General features: G+C 61.8%; 10 protein-coding genes and 2 pseudogenes. 8 read left to right on the top strand and 4 right to left on the bottom strand.

Annotated elements, in window-relative coordinates; translation table 11 throughout:
• Positions 1-22 precede the first annotated feature (22 nt).
• The 4 genes and pseudogenes from AC0L3L_RS17145 to AC0L3L_RS17130 all read left to right on the top strand — a co-directional run.
• Positions 23-109, top strand: a pseudogene (locus AC0L3L_RS17145) (TetR/AcrR family transcriptional regulator); the annotation flags it as partial.
• A 389-nt stretch (positions 110-498) separates the two neighbouring features.
• Positions 499-841, top strand: a pseudogene (locus AC0L3L_RS17140) (YciI family protein).
• 472 nt (positions 842-1,313) lie between these two features.
• Positions 1,314-3,041, top strand: coding sequence for an adenylate/guanylate cyclase domain-containing protein (locus tag AC0L3L_RS17135; protein ID WP_473638463.1), 1,728 nt, complete (start codon positions 1,314-1,316; stop codon positions 3,039-3,041).
• Positions 3,042-3,092: 51 nt separating this feature from the next.
• The gene (locus AC0L3L_RS17130; protein WP_473638485.1) at positions 3,093-3,575 is read left to right on the top strand and encodes a GNAT family N-acetyltransferase; all 483 of its coding nucleotides are present in this window, start codon (positions 3,093-3,095) and stop codon (positions 3,573-3,575) included.
• Positions 3,576-3,772: 197 nt separating this feature from the next.
• Here the strand turns inward: AC0L3L_RS17130 and AC0L3L_RS17125 are convergent, their stop codons facing one another.
• Entirely contained in the window at positions 3,773-7,120 is a 3,348-nt protein-coding gene (locus AC0L3L_RS17125) for an AAA family ATPase (protein ID WP_473638462.1), read from the bottom strand.
• A gap of 495 nt (positions 7,121-7,615) precedes the next feature.
• On the opposite strand from AC0L3L_RS17125, the gene AC0L3L_RS17120 reads away from it, so the two are divergent.
• Positions 7,616-7,807, top strand: coding sequence for a hypothetical protein (locus AC0L3L_RS17120; RefSeq protein ID WP_473638461.1), 192 nt, complete (start codon positions 7,616-7,618; stop codon positions 7,805-7,807).
• 234 nt (positions 7,808-8,041) lie between these two features.
• Here the strand turns inward: AC0L3L_RS17120 and ggt are convergent, their stop codons facing one another.
• From ggt to AC0L3L_RS17105, 3 genes are all read right to left on the bottom strand, one after another.
• Positions 8,042-9,574, bottom strand: coding sequence for a gamma-glutamyltransferase (gene ggt / locus AC0L3L_RS17115; RefSeq protein ID WP_473638460.1), 1,533 nt, complete (start codon positions 9,572-9,574; stop codon positions 8,042-8,044).
• Positions 9,575-9,943: 369 nt separating this feature from the next.
• Complete coding sequence (locus AC0L3L_RS17110; RefSeq protein WP_473638459.1) at positions 9,944-13,414, bottom strand: ATP-binding protein; 3,471 nt, start codon at positions 13,412-13,414, stop codon at positions 9,944-9,946.
• Positions 13,411-14,670: a metallophosphoesterase family protein gene (locus AC0L3L_RS17105; protein ID WP_473638458.1), complete on the bottom strand. Its 1,260-nt coding sequence runs from the start codon at positions 14,668-14,670 to the stop codon at positions 13,411-13,413. The genes AC0L3L_RS17110 and AC0L3L_RS17105 overlap by 4 nt, the downstream gene beginning before the upstream one ends.
• Before the next feature lie 641 nt (positions 14,671-15,311).
• On the opposite strand from AC0L3L_RS17105, the gene AC0L3L_RS17100 reads away from it, so the two are divergent.
• From AC0L3L_RS17100 to AC0L3L_RS17090, 3 genes are all read left to right on the top strand, one after another.
• A complete protein-coding gene (locus tag AC0L3L_RS17100) occupies positions 15,312-15,503 on the top strand; it encodes a BON domain-containing protein (RefSeq protein ID WP_473638457.1) in 192 nt (63 codons plus the stop codon).
• Positions 15,504-15,640: 137 nt separating this feature from the next.
• On the top strand, positions 15,641-15,952 hold the full coding sequence (locus AC0L3L_RS17095) for a histidine kinase dimerization/phospho-acceptor domain-containing protein (protein WP_473638456.1): 312 nt from the start codon (positions 15,641-15,643) through the stop codon (positions 15,950-15,952).
• 14 nt (positions 15,953-15,966) lie between these two features.
• Positions 15,967-16,410: an ATP-binding protein gene (locus AC0L3L_RS17090; protein WP_473638455.1), complete on the top strand. Its 444-nt coding sequence runs from the start codon at positions 15,967-15,969 to the stop codon at positions 16,408-16,410.
• The last annotated feature ends 23 nt before the right edge of the window (positions 16,411-16,433 follow it).

The following is a 16,433-nucleotide window of genomic DNA, read 5'->3' as shown; positions in this document are numbered from 1 at the left end:
TGTTTGATCATGTTCTGATTGAAAGCGGGTCCCGGAATATGTCGAGATGTTCACCGGCGAGGCCCCTCTACAACGTGAACTCAACCGCTTCTTCGCCAGGCACAACTTTCAAGCGATGAGGATCGGCATCCGTGAGCGAGCGAATGCGCACAGGCGTGATCGGTCGCGGAGGCTGGCTCGGTGGTGCCATCGGCCGGTCAATCGTCGATGCCCGCCTAGTATCGGCGGCTGAGCTATCGCTCTCCCATCACAGCAACAGCCAGCGAGCACGGGCGCCTACCAATTCTTCCGGTCTGCGAACAGGAAGGTCGCGCCAATTGCTGACCACGCCGACGCCGGTGGCAGTCGCGAATGGGTTACTCACGTGGATTGATCGATCCGCGCCGGTAGATGATCGCCGACAACTTCCCTTAAGCGGACTGGCAGAATTTCTTCCGCTCATTGTCGAATCGCGGTCGCCACCTGCGACTAACATCGACGGCACCATGGAGGAACCCGATGCGCTACCTTTGTCTCTTCTACATCGATCAAAACCTTGCTGACGCCGCCAGCAAGGATGAATGGGGCCGACCGGGAGTCCCTAGCTTCCAATGAAGAGCTCAGGCGATCAGGCCACTATCTCGCCTCCAACGCTCTTGCCGATCCAAAGACCGCAAAGACATTGCGCGTTCGTGCCGGCAAGGCGAGTTGGACCGACGGGCCCTTCGCAGAGACCAAGGAGAATCTGGGTGGCTTCCTGCTCATCGAAGCGAAGAACCTTGCGGAGGCGATGGAGATCGCGGAGCGGGACTCGCTCGCTCGGATGGGGGCGATCGAGGTGCGCGAGACCGCCGGTTTTTAGCTTCGAAATGCCCCGGCTACTACCACCGGCCGTAAACGTCCGCTTCCGAGACGCCAATAGGCGGCCGGAATGGCCGATTCGGGTCAATTCTTCCGCTTCTTGAACAGGAAAGTTGCGCCATTTCCAGACAATCCCGACGCTTTTCGGGAGCGGACCTTCGCTTATCGTCCGAAACCGACCCTAAGCGGAAGCTCGTTCGCCCCCGGCCGAATTCACGCCCATGACCCAAGTGGGACATTCCCGGCTTAAATTTGCTCTCGGAAAGCGGACCTTCACCGCAACCCGCAGATTTGACCCCTTGCTGACCTTCTTGAGCCGGTGCTCTTGCCAGAAAGCAGACATTGGCCGCGGCCAGTGGTCATGATCCGTTTCTGACCTTCCTACGAGGTAGGCCCGGGGTCGGCCTGATAGACTCGTTCACGAAGCGTCGCTACACTGCCGGACTGCTTTCAGATGAGAGCAATCGCCGCACATGCCGGACGAACGCATCCAGCGTCGACTCGCCGCCGTAATGGCGGCCGATGTCGTTGGCTACAGCCGCCTCATGGAAACGGATGAGGCCGGCACGCTGGCCGCGCTCAAGTCCCGACGTAAGCAAGTGCTGCAGCCGTTGGTCGCCAGGCACCATGGCCGGGTCTTTAAGGTGACTGGCGACGGCGTGATGGTGGAGTTCGCCAGCGCCGTCAATGCTTTGCAATGCGCCATAGACGTGCAGCATGCGATGGCTGCCGCCAATGCCGCTCTGCCTGAGAAGCTCCGTATCGTGCTGCGCATTGGCGTCAATTTAGGTGATGTGATGGTCGAGGGCAGTGACCTTTATGGCGATGGCGTCAACATCGCGGCGCGACTGGAAACCACCGCCGAGCCAGGCGGCATCCTCATCTCCGGAACGATCTACGACCACGTCCGAAATAAGATCGAGGTTGGTTTCGAGGATCTCGGGGCCCAGACCGTGAAAAACATTGCCCTGCCAGTTCGCATCTACCGCGTTTCCGGCACGCCGCCTGTTGTGATTTCCACATCCAAGGCCATCACCGACAAGCCTTCGATTGCCGTTCTGCCATTCACGAACATGAGCAGCGATCCCGAGCAGGAGTACTTCGCTGACGGTCTGGCGGAAGACCTGATCACTGACTTGTCGAAAGTGCCTGGTCTGTTGGTGATCGCACGCAACTCCACATTCGCTTACAAGGGGAGGTCAGTCGATGTCTGCTCAGTCGCCAGGGAGCTGAGGGTGCGTTATGTGCTTGAAGGAAGTGTGCGCAGGGAGAAGGCTAGGGTGCGGATCAATGCCCAGCTAATCGACGCGACGGACAGCAGTCACCTCTGGGCTGATCGCTTCGATCGCGACTTGGCGGACGTCTTCCTGTTGCAGGACGAGGTAGTCAGCACGATTGTAAGTGCCCTGTCCGGCGTGTTGCCGGCCGCGGTGACCTCCAGCACACGTAGGACAGCAAGTCTCGAAGCGTATGACCTCTTCGTCCGTGGCCGCATGCTGGTGGTTCAGTCGCCCGAAAGCAACAGGGCCGCTCCCGTGCTCTTGGAAAGGGCCATCGAACTCGATCCCGGCTTCGCCGATGCTCATGCTTGGCTTGCGATGAGCCACCATTTTGCCTGGGCGTATTGGCTGGATGCTCCAGAGCGCCATCATTCGCTGGCCCTGGCGGCAGCCCGGCGCGCCGTATCGCTTGATCCGGAAAATGCCGTGGCCCATGCAATCCTCGGCGACGTGCTGATCTACGATGGCAAGCCGGATGAAGGCGCGGCGGAGCTGGCCACTGCCCTTCGGGTCAACCCCAACCATGCCGATGCCTGGGCATTCCTGGGGCAACTGAAGGCATTCGAGGGAAAGGCTATCGAGGGCATCGGACATTTGCGCCACGCCATTCGTCTCAATCCGCACCCGCCGGGGTGGTACTATTGGCTTCTCGGGCTCGCCCAATACGCAGCGGGTCAATACGCCGATGCCGTCGAAACACTCCGGCATGAGGCCACGCACCGGCTCGGCTCGCAACGTATCTTGGCTGCAAGTCTGGCGCGGCTCGGGCATATGGAAGAGGCCAGGGAGGAAGCACGGCAATTCCTCGCCTCGAATCAAGATTTCTCGATACAGCACTGGGCAAGCACACAACCGTTCCGGCACGAGGCTGATCGACAGCATTTCATCGATGGCTATGAAGAGGCCGGCCTGCCACAGTAGGGCCGGACGTGGCCACAACCCCATCCGTGCAAATTTGGATCTCTAGCCTTGCTGACCATTCGCACAGCCACACTTGCCGACGCAGACGCCATTTGGAGCATACTCGAGCCCATCTTGCGGGCAGGCGAAACCTACGCGCTGCCGCGTGACTGGAGCAGATCCGACGCGCTGGCATACTGGTTTTCCCCGGATCACGAGGTGTTCGTCGCAGAGGCGGACGAACTGGTGACGGGAACCTATTATCTGCAAGCGAATCAACGGGGCGGCGGTGCCCACGTCGCCAACTGCGGCTATATGACCGCGCCGGACTCGGTCGGCCGGGGTGTTGCAACGGCGATGTGCCAGCACTCTCTGGGTCACGCGGCTGCGCGAGGCTTCCGGGCCATGCAGTTCAACTGTGTGGTCAGTACCAACGAACGCGCGGTCAAGCTTTGGCGTCATCTTGGATTCGACGTTGTCGGAACGATTCCGCAAGGTTTCGAGCATCCGGTTCTGGGGTTCGTGGACACGCTGGTAATGCACCGATCGCTCTGACTGCCTTGCGCAGGCACATAGCAGCCCTGATACGCAATGTCCGGATGTGGCGGCCGTCCGAGTACTTGCCTGAGTGGAAGGAAATCGCCCCAGCGAATCCTTTCGTTCGCCGCGGCCACGGGCCGGGCGATACCCAGAGGATCGACGATCAGCAAGAAGGCCGCAGATGGCTGGCAGCGGACTGGCATGGACTCTATTCACCTCAGGCTGTCGAGCATTGCTTTAGCCTCTATGAGGTCCGATGTCTCAAATCCCTCGGTGAACCACGCACAAACCGGCACGAGCAGATCGCGTGCGTCGGCATGCTTGCCCTGCTCGCGCCAGAGCCGGGCGAGGCTGGTGGCAGCGCGTAGCTCCCAGGACTTTGCGGATTGACGCCGGGCGATCTGGATCGCGCTTTGAAACGCGGCGCTTGCCTCGCCTGGTCTTCCGCCGTCCGGCAAAGCTGTCAGGAACTGCCCTCGCAATCGATGCAGTTCGGCGTCCGGCCAGCGCTGCCCCGTCCGCTCGACCGCCGCCATAGCCTCATCCAGTTCCCCGAGCGCCCGTAGCACGTCACCGGAGAGTGCGCAGGCGTCGGCAAGCAGGCCCAGGAAGAACGGACGCATCCACGCCGCGCCGCTCTTCCCCCAATCCGCAAGCCCGCGCTGGATCGCTTCTATCCCGGCGGCCTCCTGACCGTGGCGAGCCATGGCCCAGCCCTGGACCACCGTCGCGCTGGCGGCCCATAGATCCAACTTGTGTTCCCGGGCCAGCTCCAGCAACGCCGCCGCATGCGCCGCGGCCGCGCTGTCGTCGCGGCCAAAAGCCCCCACCAGCGCGCTGTACATCAGGGCAAACCCGAGGGTGTTCTTATGGCCGACCCGGTGGGCTAAGGCCAATCCCTCGGCTTGTCGGCGGGATGCCTGATCCGGGTAGCCCAGCAGCCACAGCACCCAGGTCAGGTGGGCGAGCGCGGACACGCCAAGGTCCTGGCCAAAAACAAAGGCCGTAGAACCATGCCGTTCCGGGTCGTACAGCGCAACGGCACACTCGAGGTGCTCGCGGGCGGCGAGCAGCTCGCCCCCCACCTCATCTGTCGCGCCGCACATCCGGTGCGCCAAGCACAGCCGCTCCGGGTCTGGGTGCAGCTCGGCCAAGGCGAGAATTTGCCTGGCCAGCTTCTGCTGCTCGGGAAGCGCCATCCGTACGAATTGAACAGCCCAGAACCCATACAGCACAGGAAACTGTTGTGATGCGTCGCCTACGACCTTTACCAACTCCTGCGCCCGGGCGAAAGCGGAGGCGGTCTCAGGTGCTGCGTGGCCGTACCGGGCAATGCACGCCTGACCAAGCATAGTCTGAAGATGAAATTCGCGCTCTGCCCGGGCGCGGCTCTCGGGCAAGGTCCGCACGAGGTCAATGCTCCGGGTGAGATGGCCGATGGCTTCCGCAGCAGCCGAGCGCCGAAACGCGCGTTCGCCAGCCCGCTGCCAGTAATCGGCGGCGTGCTCTATCGAGCCCGCTTGGGTGAAGTGATGGGCGAGCAGCTCCGGCTGGGTTTCGACCACGTCCGGCCACCGCTCTTCCAGCACCCTGGCGATCCGCGAGTGGAACTTCTGCCGTGTGCTGCGTAGCAGGCTCCCGTAGGCGGCATCCTGAACGAGAGCGTGCTTGAAGGAGTAGATACCTTCGGGCGGGGTGCCGCGGCGGAACGCGAGACCGGCGCTTACGAGCTCGTCCAATCCTTGCGTCAATGCCGCCTCGGGAATTCCCGCCACCGCGGCCAGCAGCTCATGGCTGAACTCTCGGCCGACGACCGCGCCGATCTGTGCCACCTGTTTTGCGACCGGCAACCGATCCAACCGTGCCATCAGTGAAGCCTGCAAGGTGCTCGGCACCGAAAGCGCTGAGCCCACGCTATCCGGCTGACTGGCGCGCTCCAGCACGGCCTTCGTCAATTCCTCGATGAAGAGAGGTACGCCATCGGTCTGCGCCACAATCCGCTCCAGCATCCCCGCCGGAAGCGCCTGACCGACGACAACCTGACTTGCGAGCGTCGTCGCCTGGCGAGGACCAAGCCGGCTCAGCGCCATCAAGCTTACGCTGGCCTGGCCGACCCAAGGCACGTGAAACTCTGGCCGGAAGGATATGATCACCATCACCGGCAAAAAGGCCAGTCGCATGATTAACCTGTCCAACAGCTCAAGCGAACTTGGGTCGGCCCAATGCGCGTCCTCGAACAGGATCAGCACGGGGGACCGGCGTGCCCTCTCGTCCAGAATCCGGTTCAATGCTCCGAAGGTCTGCTCCTTCTTGCGCTCCGAAGTGAGTTCCAGCGGCGGATACCGCTCTCCACCCGGCACGCCGAGCAACTCGGCAATGAGCGTCACCTCTTCGCGAGTTGCCCCGAGTGGGAGAAGCACGGCTTCCAGCTTGTCAAGCCGTGCGTCCGCAGACTCGCTGCGCACGAAACCCGCATCGTTCTGCCAGCGTGCGATGACGGGCTGTAGTGCGCTGTCGCGGTGATGCGGCGAGCAGAAATACTTGAGTCTGAGATGCACCTCCCCGGCCACGCGCTCCTCGAGCGCAGCGATCAGGCGGGATTTGCCGATGCCGGGCTCGCCGGAGATGAGCACTACCTGCCCTTCGCCGGCCTTTGCTTGCTGCCAGCGGCGCAGCAGCAGATCGAGCTCGTCATCGCGCCCGACCAGCGGCGAGAGGGAGGCCGCGTGCATTGCCGCGAAGCGGCTCTCAACCAAGGCTTCGCCAAGCACTTGCCACGCGCACACAGCGCCAGACAGGCCTTTGAGATGAAATTCGCCAAGCTCGCGGCACTCGAACAAGCCGCCAATGCGCCGCCGTGTTTGTGCGTCGATCACTGCGCAGCCAGGATCAGCGAGGGTTTGTAGGCGCGCGGCGAGGTTTGGGGTCTCGCCTATTACCGTCTGCTCCTGTGCGGCCCCGGCACCCAGCAGGTCGCCGACGACCGCGAGACCACTGGCTATGCCAATGCGAGCGACCAGCCGTTCGCCGGCTGACGCGGCCTGGCCGACCTCCTCCAGCGTAGCCAAGGCGGCGCGCACAGCGCGCTCGGGATCGGCTTCATCAGCTTGTGGCCAACCGAAGTAGACCAGGACCCCGTCCCCCATATACTTCGCCACGAAGCCGCCGTAGCGGCCAACTGTGTCAGCGACGCAGCGATGGTAGGTTCCGATGACCTCGCGCATGTCCTCCGGATCCAGGCGGCCTGCGAGTGCCGTCGAGCCGACGACGTCAACGAACATGACCGTTAGCTGCCGCCGCTCAGCCTCGGCAGGCGGCAGGGCTGGCCCTAAGACCGCTGCCATGGATCGCGTGGTTGAGATAGCTGCTGTATCCGAACTAGCGCGCAGGGCGTCGATGGCGGCGAGCAGCTTGCGGCGGTGACCAATCGATATGACCCCGAGCGCCACGAGATCGTCGGCCGTGAGCTGGGGAAGCGTATCAGCTTCAATGTCGTTTTCGCGAAAAGCCGGCTCGTATTGCTGCAGGCCGAGGCTCAGTAGCCATGCCGCGATATCCACGCCCCTTCTCCTCTTCGGCTGCGGGGGGCTGCCCTGTTCCCCGGACTATATCCCAAATTGATGGAGTAGGCGGAAATCTCTCTGGGCCAGGCCGCTGAAACGAAGATATCGGCCGTGGAACGAGTGGCCTAGCGAGTATCGCGCTTCTCGAAAGGGTGTCTGCTCTGAGTCAGGACTTTTCCAGGCCGGGGAGGTCGGCAAGGGTGGTCGAGGGCTTCCAAACGGGAATTACGGGTTTGAAGAGCCGACGGGATTGTGGACCTTGGTGCAACCTTCCTGTTCGAGAGCCGGAAGAATTGACCGATGCTGACATTTGCCGCACCGGCAATCACCCTTACTACTTCGCTGCAAGCCGTGCCCTGGCCGTAACGCGGCTAACGGTGCCATCCATCCTGACATGAATGCGGCGACAGTCGTGCTACCGTCAGAGCGCGGCCGGCCGGTGTTACGACACCGATCTGGCAGCCTGCCATGAAGTGAAGAGGAGAGTTCACCATGTCCAGGATGAATCGCCGCGCCTTGCTTCTCAACTCCGGCAGCGCCGTAATCGCCTCGTCGGTTGCTGCATCGGCTTTCGCCACAGAGCCGCGACGCCGGGACCGGGAACCATCCAGTGATCTGCGGGCGCTGATCAAGGCGCACAAGGCAATGTACGCGGCGTTCGAAGGCAATCCACGACGGCAGTAGCCGCGACCACGACAGAGCCAGCCGGGCTGAGGAAAGGGCGCTGCTGGCTGTATGCGCCTATCCTGCGGTGAGGGAAAGTGATCGCCGGGCCAAGGCCCGATATCTTTTGAAGATCGAGGCGCGCGGTGAGCTCGACTTGGCAGAGCATATGCAAGCTCTTCTCCGCTCGACGATGTGGAAGGGATAGGGCCGGCTTCCGCAAGTTGGACGGCTGCGCCTTAACTAAGCCCCGGTCTAGTAACCGATCGCGCAGCCGTCCTTGCGCGGGTCAGAGCCGCCGATCAGGTTGCCCTTCTCCCAGTCGATGACGATGCCCTGCCCGCCGCCATGCGGCAGCGGGCGGAGCACGACGTTGTGTCCGCGCGACTTCAGTCCGGCGACCGACTCTTCCGGCACGCCGCGCTCAACCTCGGTGACCTCGTCCACATAGAATACACGAGGCGCGTCGATCGCCTGCTGAATGTCCATCCCGTAGTCGACCATGTTAGTGATGACGTGCGCGTGACCCATCGGCTGGAAGTCCGCTCCCATCACGCCGAACGACATCGTGCAGCGCCCGTCGCGCATGGCGAGCGCCGGAATGATCGTATGCATTGGTCGCTTGCCCGGCGCGATGGTGTTCGGGTGGTCCGGATCGACCACGAATCCCGTTCCGCGATTGTGCAGCATCACGCCGGTCTTCTCGGTGCAGATGCCAGTGCCAAAGCTAGAGTAGAGCGAATTGATCAGCGACACCGCCATGCGGTCGCGGTCCACGACCGTGAGATAGATCGTATCGCTCGACGGCGCGGGCGACTTCGGCAGCGGCACGCGCTTGCCGGGATCAAGCAACTTCGCGAGCTTCTTCGCAAAGGCCTTGTCGAGCAGCCCTGCGACCGGCTCACGCATGTAGGCAGGATCCGCGATGTGCGTGTCGCGTACGCCGAACGCAAGCCGCGCGGCTTCGAGCGCGAGATGCAGCCGCTCCGCACCCATCGGATCGAGACTCTTCAGATCGAACTGCTCGAGGATGTTCAGCAGCACCAGCGCGGTCAGCCCCTGCCCGTTGGGCGGCAGCTCGACGACATCGAGCCCGCGATAGTTTGTCGAGATCGGCTCAACGACGTCGCCCTTGTGGCGTGCGAGGTCTTCCGCCGCGAGCAGCCCGCCTGCGGCCTGAACGGTCGCGGCAATATCGGCTGCGATCGCGCCCTCGTAGAACGCCTTCGCGCCGCCCGACGCGATCGCCTTCAAGGTCGCGGAGAGCGCCGGCAGGCGCATCACATGTCCGGCCTCGGGCGATTTCCCGTTGACCAGAAAGTGCTTCACCGAGCCGGCATGCGGCGTGAGTTTGTCGACCATCGTGGCCCAGTCGGCCGCGACGCGCGGTGCGATCGGGAAGCCATCTTCGGCGTGGCGGATGGCGTGCTGCAGCACCTTGTCGAGACCGAATCGGCCGTGCGCCTTGAGGATCGCCGCCCACGCCTCGATCGCGCCCGGCACCGTAACGGCGTGCGGCGATGTCGCCGGAATCTTGCGCGGCAGGCCCGCCGCGAGCATCCGCTCGGTCGTGGCAGCAGACGCCGCACGGCCCGAACCGTTGTAGCCCCATACCGGCGCATTCGGCTTCGCCACGAGGCAGAAGCAGTCCCCTCCGATGCCTGTCATCGCCGGCTCGACCACGCATAGCGTCGCGACAGCCGCGACGGCAGCATCGGCGGCCGTGCCGCCAGCCTTGAGTACGTCGACCGCCGCGATGCTTGCGAGCGGATGGGAGGTCGCGGCCATTCCTTCGCGCGCGTAAACGGGCGAGCGGCCGGGTAGATGGAAATTGCGTGGTGTCATATCGGCTTGGGTGTCGTGGCGGCGCGCCGACCGTAGACCGATCGGGCGGGAAAGGCTACGCGATCTTTTGCGGCGGAATGATTACAACGTGCTCGACGACGCCTATCGTGCAACTCGTCACCCAACTGCCTAAAGGTCCGCTCATGGTGCAACCGCGACCCCAGCGTGGTCGCCGGTAGTGTCAGCTTTCAGGCAGCGGCAAAACTGACCTCAATGACCGACATAGGGCGCGAAGCGGCCATCCAAGGTTCGGCCTACGGAAGTCGTCTTTGGTAGCAGGGGCATTAACTCATGCCACGCGACAGCAGGCAACTATCCGAGCTCGTGGATCGTAACGCCCGGCACAACAGCCTTGGCGATCTCGCATAGGTGCTGGTGATGCGTGAGGTAGATTACCTGACCCGCGCTCGCCATCTCGCCAAACAACCTGAAAACCTCCTCGGACCGGAAATGGTCGAAGGTTTCCATTATGTCATCGGCAATGAACGGCACGGAGGGTCGGAACTGGGCAAACTCGTAGTACCCGGCGAGCCTCAGGGCCAGGTAGAGCTGAAAACGCGCGCCCTTTGACAGCGCGTCGGCGACTTTGGACTGCCCGTCGCGCTGCAATGCAATGAGGACTTCGCCGCCTTTCACGGGGTGGGTTGCCAGACCCGAGTACTGACCGCGCGTGATGAGCGCGAACGCGTCAGATGCCCGCGCCATCATTCCGGAGCGATGACGCTCGCGGTATACGCGCAGAGCATTGCCGGCGGACATAACTCCCAGTTTCAGCTCGATATAGCGGACGGCCTTTTCCTCGATTTCCAGCAGGACGGTGCGTCGTTCGGCATCTATTCGGGCAACAGCGCTGTCGCCGCCAATGGCGTCCAGTTTGTCCGCCGCTCGCGTCTGCCGGATAAGCTGTTGGTGTATCGTTGCGTCAAGATCCGCAAGCCGTTGCTCGCTCTCAGCCTTCTCGATCGCGAGGCTATCGAAATCGACAGCATCCAATATCGAACGCGCCTGCACTACACCCTCCACCGCGAGCTCGCCCGACAACTGCTCCTCAAGGTCGGCTACGGCAGTGCGCAGACGATCTCTGTCCCGCAGCAGCTCGTCGCGTTCTACGACTTCGGATAGGGTGGTTACGCCAAAGACGCCCAAGATTTCGTTCTTGCGGCGCTCATGCGCCGCGATTTCAGCGTCGAGGGTGCCACGAGCATCTTGCAGGCGCTGCAGGTCACTGACGAGGTTTGCCTTCGCCTCGCGAGTGCGATCGGCGCGCTCCAGGCGCTCAGCAAGCCGGATCGCCAACTGTTCCGGTGCGTCGTCGTTCGCCGGTTCACCCGCTTCGGCGGCAGCAGCGGTAACCTCGACAATGAAATTATCTCTGTCTGCCTCCATCTTCCCGATCCGGAGCTGCATGGCATCCCGATCCTGAAGGGTTTTGGACAGTTCAGCCAATTGATCGAGTACGTTCCCGATTCCGGGCGCCGAAAGCCCGCTCTCGAGCCAGGTGCCCTTAAGCGCTTCGGCAACGCCGGCCAGCCATTCTTCCTCACGCCTTTCTGCCACGTCCACGGCCCGTCGTCTGGCAGCCAGATCCTCCTCCTTCGCGCTGACTGTTCGGAGCGCCTCGGCACGTTCAGCGTCCACTTTGAGCTGCCTGTCGAGGAACAGCTCTGTGACGGCCATGATCGTCTCCAAACTCTCGCCCGCATCCGACCGTATGCCGACGCTCTCCAGCGCCCCGCTCAACTCCAGGCGTATCTGGTCCCCCTCGTCGGCCGCCCGCCTAGCCTTCTTGCGTGCAACCTCGATCTCCTCCCAGGCCGCGAGCGCATCGGTCCGGGCAGAAGCACGGTCCTCGATCAGTTCGATCAGACGCTCAGGCGAAGATTCCAGGCTATCTCCGAGCAGATCTCTTGCCGCTCCGCGGATCTCCGACAGTGCTGCTTCCACGTCCAAGTCGATCTGGGAAAGTTGACCGCGAGTGCGCGAGATGACGGCCGCGGTTTCGGCAAGGCTGCGGGTCGTTGTTCGGATCTCGGCGAGCTCCCGCGCGTTGGCCAGACGAACTGCTCCAACACTGTCATCATGAGCCAACGCTACCACGAAATCGTCCGCGGTTTCGCCAAGGAGGTCATCTCGATGCCTTGTCCAAGCCTCGTCCCGGGCACGCCGGATAGCGGCGGCGGCTTCATCGTCAGTTATGTCGACCGAGGCACGAAGGGCGTCCAGCCGCGCCGAGAGCAACTCGTGACTGCCTTGGCATTCGGCAAGACGTTCTGAAAGGACCGCCCTGCTCGTCCCAAGCTCTGCTGAGCGAGTTTTCCATGCACCAATCTGCCGGGCGGTCGGAACTGAGATCTTGGCCAGCGCCTGAGCATCTCCGGACCAGGGATGCAGGCGACGGACCGCTGTCTCCCATCGAATTCCGCTCTCGTCCTCTGCCTCCCGTGCCGTCTTGATCTCCTTTAGGTGCCCACTCCCCCTCGCTTTCGACAAAGCCGAGGTAAGCCTTGCCCTGGCAGGCTCGGGCACGGCCCTTTCTTCACCGACCCGCTCGCGTGCCGTCTGAAGCGCATCCAGGGCAGCCGCGGCTTCGTCTCGGGCGACGCGCACGCTGGTAGCAATTCCGGATCGCTGCTCGACCATATTGCGAACAGCACCAACAATGGCAGCAGGCAAAATCAGCGCGGCAGGCTCTGGCTCGGAGGACCTTGCCAGTGCGGCAAGGCAAATTGCCATGGCGTTATCGAGTATTTGCAGCTCCGTCCTGCGACTGGGCAGGTCCAAGCCTGCCGAGATATAGCGCACCTTGCGATCCGCCAGTCCGCGAACCCGCTCGGAGATTGCAAGGATCACCTCGTCCACCTCGACCGACGCGATTTTCATCGTCACGCGTTCGACTTCGTCGACGTTTGCTGACAGCCGGGTTCTCAGGCTGGCGTCCTCAGCGATCATTTCGGCGACACTACCTGTCCAGGTCCGTGGCGGTGAAGCGATGTCAGGCAACTCAGCCAGCCGGCCTGCCTTACGTCGGATATCCGCGAGGATCGGGACTGCGCGGAGATACTTCGCAATGATATCGAGCCGAGCCGACAGCACCGACCGCTCGGTGATGCTGCGATCGTATTTTTCCGTCGCGTCAAGACGTTCGGCCTCAAGGGTCTCGAATGTCGAAGCCAACGTGTCGATCGCATCCTTCCGGGATTTCAGTTCCGCAAGTCGCTTCTTGAGCAGCGCAAGTTCGGTTCCGTGTGCCTGCTTCCGATAGAGTCCGTCCGCTTCTGCCTCGAGCGCGCTCAATGTGTCACTCGCGTGCCCAAGACCCGCGCTGGCCGTGAACAGGAGCTTGCCCAGGTCACCGCGTGACTCAAGTATCGATTTTCCGCCTGCTTCCAGCGTCTCGTCGTCCAACGAGAACATGGTGCCGTATGCGTCCCGAGACAGACCTGCGAGATGTGCCGTGATTGCCACTTCGCTGACCGGTTGGCCCATTGCGTTCAACAACGAATTGTTGCGCTGTTTCGTGCGCGAGAACGTATGCCCCCTCTCCCCGAATTCGAGCACGCCGCCGATGCGCATCGCGCTATACTCATGAAGGAAATTGTAGCGGCTGCGTTCTTCAATCCCGAACAGCAAGTCCAGATAGCCGGAAAGCGCAGTCGACTTGCCGGCCTCGTTCAGCCCGAACACGATATGCAAGTCGGGCCCGGACTCCGGTTTTGGTCCGAACTCGATCGTCCTGTCGGTGAACTTTCCATAACGAATGAGATCAAGGCGCCGGAGCCTCATTGCGATCCACCTGCCTTGAGGCGGGCCGTGACCAGGTCAGCGCCGCTAGCGAGAACCCTGTCGAGGAATAACTCCAGCGCGGCCTCGTCCTTTCCGGCGAAGTCACGCCCGTCGGGCGGAAGATCCGCAACCATCTTCAGGACCAGTTCCCTCGCTTCGGCACGGAAGGCTTCCGAGCTCGCATCGGCACGCATGGATTCGGCGAGTTCGAAAATCGGATCCGCGACGCCCTCGGATGTTTCCGTCCTGGGTGGAGAGAGGCCCAGCTCGAGCTTTTCCACCCATGTGTCGCCTGCCTGTTCGGCTGCCTGCTCGGCTTCGGCCAGCAGCAGATCCCTGTCGCGGATTAGCGCCCACGACAAAGGCGACGCCCCGCTCAGACCGAGACGGACCACAACATGCCGGGATCTGACGGAAGCCCGGATATCTGCGAGCGCGGATCGGATTCGTCCGACGACTTCAGGCCACTCGACAGTCCCTGTCAGGTCGACGTTCACTCGCTCGAATTGCGCGACACTCGTCAGCCTTTCCTCGACTTCGACGGAACGGTCGTCACGTATCGTTACCAAAGTGACTGACTTTTCTCCGGCCTCGTTTATGTCCCTGCCTTGCGGCATTCCTGGCATCACCACCGTGCTCGCTCCAGGATGAACCTTTCGGACGTGGACGTGCCCGAGCGCCCAGTAGTCAAAACCATGGCCGTGCAAGTCAGCGACGCTGCAAGGGGCATATGCGTCGTGACCAGGCGATCCGGCCAGACTGGTGTGCATGATGCCGACATTGACCGCCCCTTCACGGGGGGCCGTGTATTTGGGCAGCAGGCTCTCTGGCGCCTTTGGGTTTGCGAAGCTCAAGCCATGGACCATGACGTCCAGGCCTCCGGCTGATTGCAGTACCGGTTGGGCACGGCCACCGAAGATCGTCACAGTATCCGGAAACACGAGCTGCTTCGTAATCCGTGACATGGCGTCGTGGTTTCCGCGGATCATGAAGACCCTGACACCGGCCTGGTGGAGACGGGTGATCTGCAACGCCAGAAAGCGTGCCGTCTTCATCGATGTCTGATCGCCGTCGTAAAGATCGCCGGCAATGACGAGGGCATCGACACGCTCCGCAAGGCAATGGTCGACGATGGAGACAAATGCCTGACGACTGGCGTCTCCCACCAGTTCGGCAAGATCTGTGTTTCGCATCGCAAGAGAACGCAGCGGCGAGTCGAGATGAATGTCGGCCGTATGGATGAAACGAAATGCCATTGGGCGATCTCCGACCCCGAACGTGGTTCGACGCGAATATTTCCACACTCGGACCCAGCGTCCGAGCTCAGGGGACACTCTTCATTTAGGCGCTTGCTAGCCGGGCTTCGCCACCCCCTCGTACCCGGTTAGCAAAGCCCAACCGCTTTCGGCAACTCTCTTTCATGGGTTTGAAGTGTGGCGATAGGGCCTTTGATGGGTTTCGCCGGGAAATGCTGCAGTCAGCGCCCGCCCAGAAGCCCATCTGTACATCCAAACTATCAAGCTTACAAAAGAGCTTCTTGTTACGACAAGAGCCTTCTTCAAAAAGAAAAAAGCCGCTAGTCTCTAAAAGGGGGGGGTGCTGAATCAATGGAATCAGCCGATAATTCTCAGTACGCAACAATTGACAGTTCCGCATCCGATATTTCTGCTGCGCCATGCATCGTTGCCGATGTCGCGTCCAGCTTCACGTATGCATCCTATCAGAATGCGATACCGGTCATCCGCTCGATACGAATTGAGAACAACTCGGCCTCTCATTTTGAAAACTGCCGTCTTGGGTTGACATCTTCACCGTCGTTCCTGAGGCCGAAGACTTGGACAGTAGATCGGCTCATCCCCGGCGACAGGCTTTCGTTGAGCGACCGGAAAGTCGAACTTTGCGCGATGAGGCGTGGCCGAGCGCCAGCACGCCCAATTTTACGGTCAAGAACGGCGTGGTTTCCTTCTGGGGCACCCTAGAGTCCGACGCCGAACGCGACGCCCTCCGGGTCCTATGCGAAAACATTCCGGGTGTTCAGAAAGTCGAGGATCATCGTATGATCTTGAGCTTTCCGACCTTTGCCGTGTGATGGGCGCAGGTAGTTAAGACGACATCCTGCGTCTTGTTGTGCTAAAAGGAACCAGGAATTGTGGCGGATTGGCTCTTAACCGTCGTGACGAATGCGGCAACGGCGTCCGATTTCCCAAGCCGCAAATTGGCAACAAGGTGACCCAGGAAACGTCAGTCCAGCCTCTGGCTCCGCTGCCTTCCGCCACTGCGGCGGAGCAACGGGCAACTGCGACACGCAGGCTGGCAGCGCTTGGCGAACTCACCGGAGGAATAGCCCACGATTTCCGGAACCTGCTGACAGCCATCGGGTCAGGCCTCAGGCTGGCTGAAAACAACTGGGAGGATCCCACCAAACTGCGTGCATACCTCGCGGAGACGAAGATCGCGATCGACGGAGGGATTGCGCTGACCTCCCAGCTTCTCGCATTTGCCAGGCATCAGAGCCTCGCCCCCATGTCGGCAACGTGAACGAATATTTATACATGTTTGAGCCTTTTCTCAGATACGGCGCCGGGTCGGACGTTCGTCTTGTCCTGGATCTAACTCCCGACCTGCCGAGCTGCCTGTTGGATCCCGCCTTCTTCGACGCGGCCATTCTAAATCTTGTCACCAACGCCAGAGACGCTATGCCGAACGGAGGCAGGATCGACATCAGCACCAGGCAGGTTTCTGGCTCCGACACACCTGGAATTAACCTTACATCGAGCCACATTCGCGTCAGGGTTAGAGATGAAGGCTGTGGAATGCCCGCCGACATCATCCGCAAAGTGTTCGATCCACTCTTTAGTACGAAAGGTGATCGCGGGACGGGGTTCGGGCTTCCGCAGGTGCGCGCGTTCATGGAAATGGTCGGTGGCACGATAGCGATCTCCAGCGAACCGGAAGCAGGCACGACTGTCGATCTGCTTTTCCCTGCCGTCACGTAAACCGGCCGTTGTCGCGAAATACC

It is taken from the genome of Mesorhizobium sp. WSM4849 (assembly GCF_055811385.1).
Note: the sequence above shows the minus strand (reverse complement) of the source record. Positions and strands in the feature narration are given on the sequence as shown.

Bases quoted from the DNA above. Each gene is read 5' to 3' on its own strand.
- AC0L3L_RS17090 (WP_473638455.1), top strand. From the start codon at position 15,967: ATGTTTGAGCCTTTTCTCAGATACGGCGCCGGGTCGGACGTTCGTCTT.
- AC0L3L_RS17120 (WP_473638461.1), top strand. From the start codon at position 7,616: ATGTCCAGGATGAATCGCCGCGCCTTGCTTCTCAACTCCGGCAGCGCC.
- AC0L3L_RS17110 (WP_473638459.1), bottom strand. From the start codon at position 13,414: ATGAGGCTCCGGCGCCTTGATCTCATTCGTTATGGAAAGTTCACCGAC.
- AC0L3L_RS17105 (WP_473638458.1), bottom strand. From the start codon at position 14,670: ATGGCATTTCGTTTCATCCATACGGCCGACATTCATCTCGACTCGCCG.
- ggt (WP_473638460.1), bottom strand. From the start codon at position 9,574: ATGGCCGCGACCTCCCATCCGCTCGCAAGCATCGCGGCGGTCGACGTA.
- AC0L3L_RS17135 (WP_473638463.1), top strand. From the start codon at position 1,314: ATGCCGGACGAACGCATCCAGCGTCGACTCGCCGCCGTAATGGCGGCC.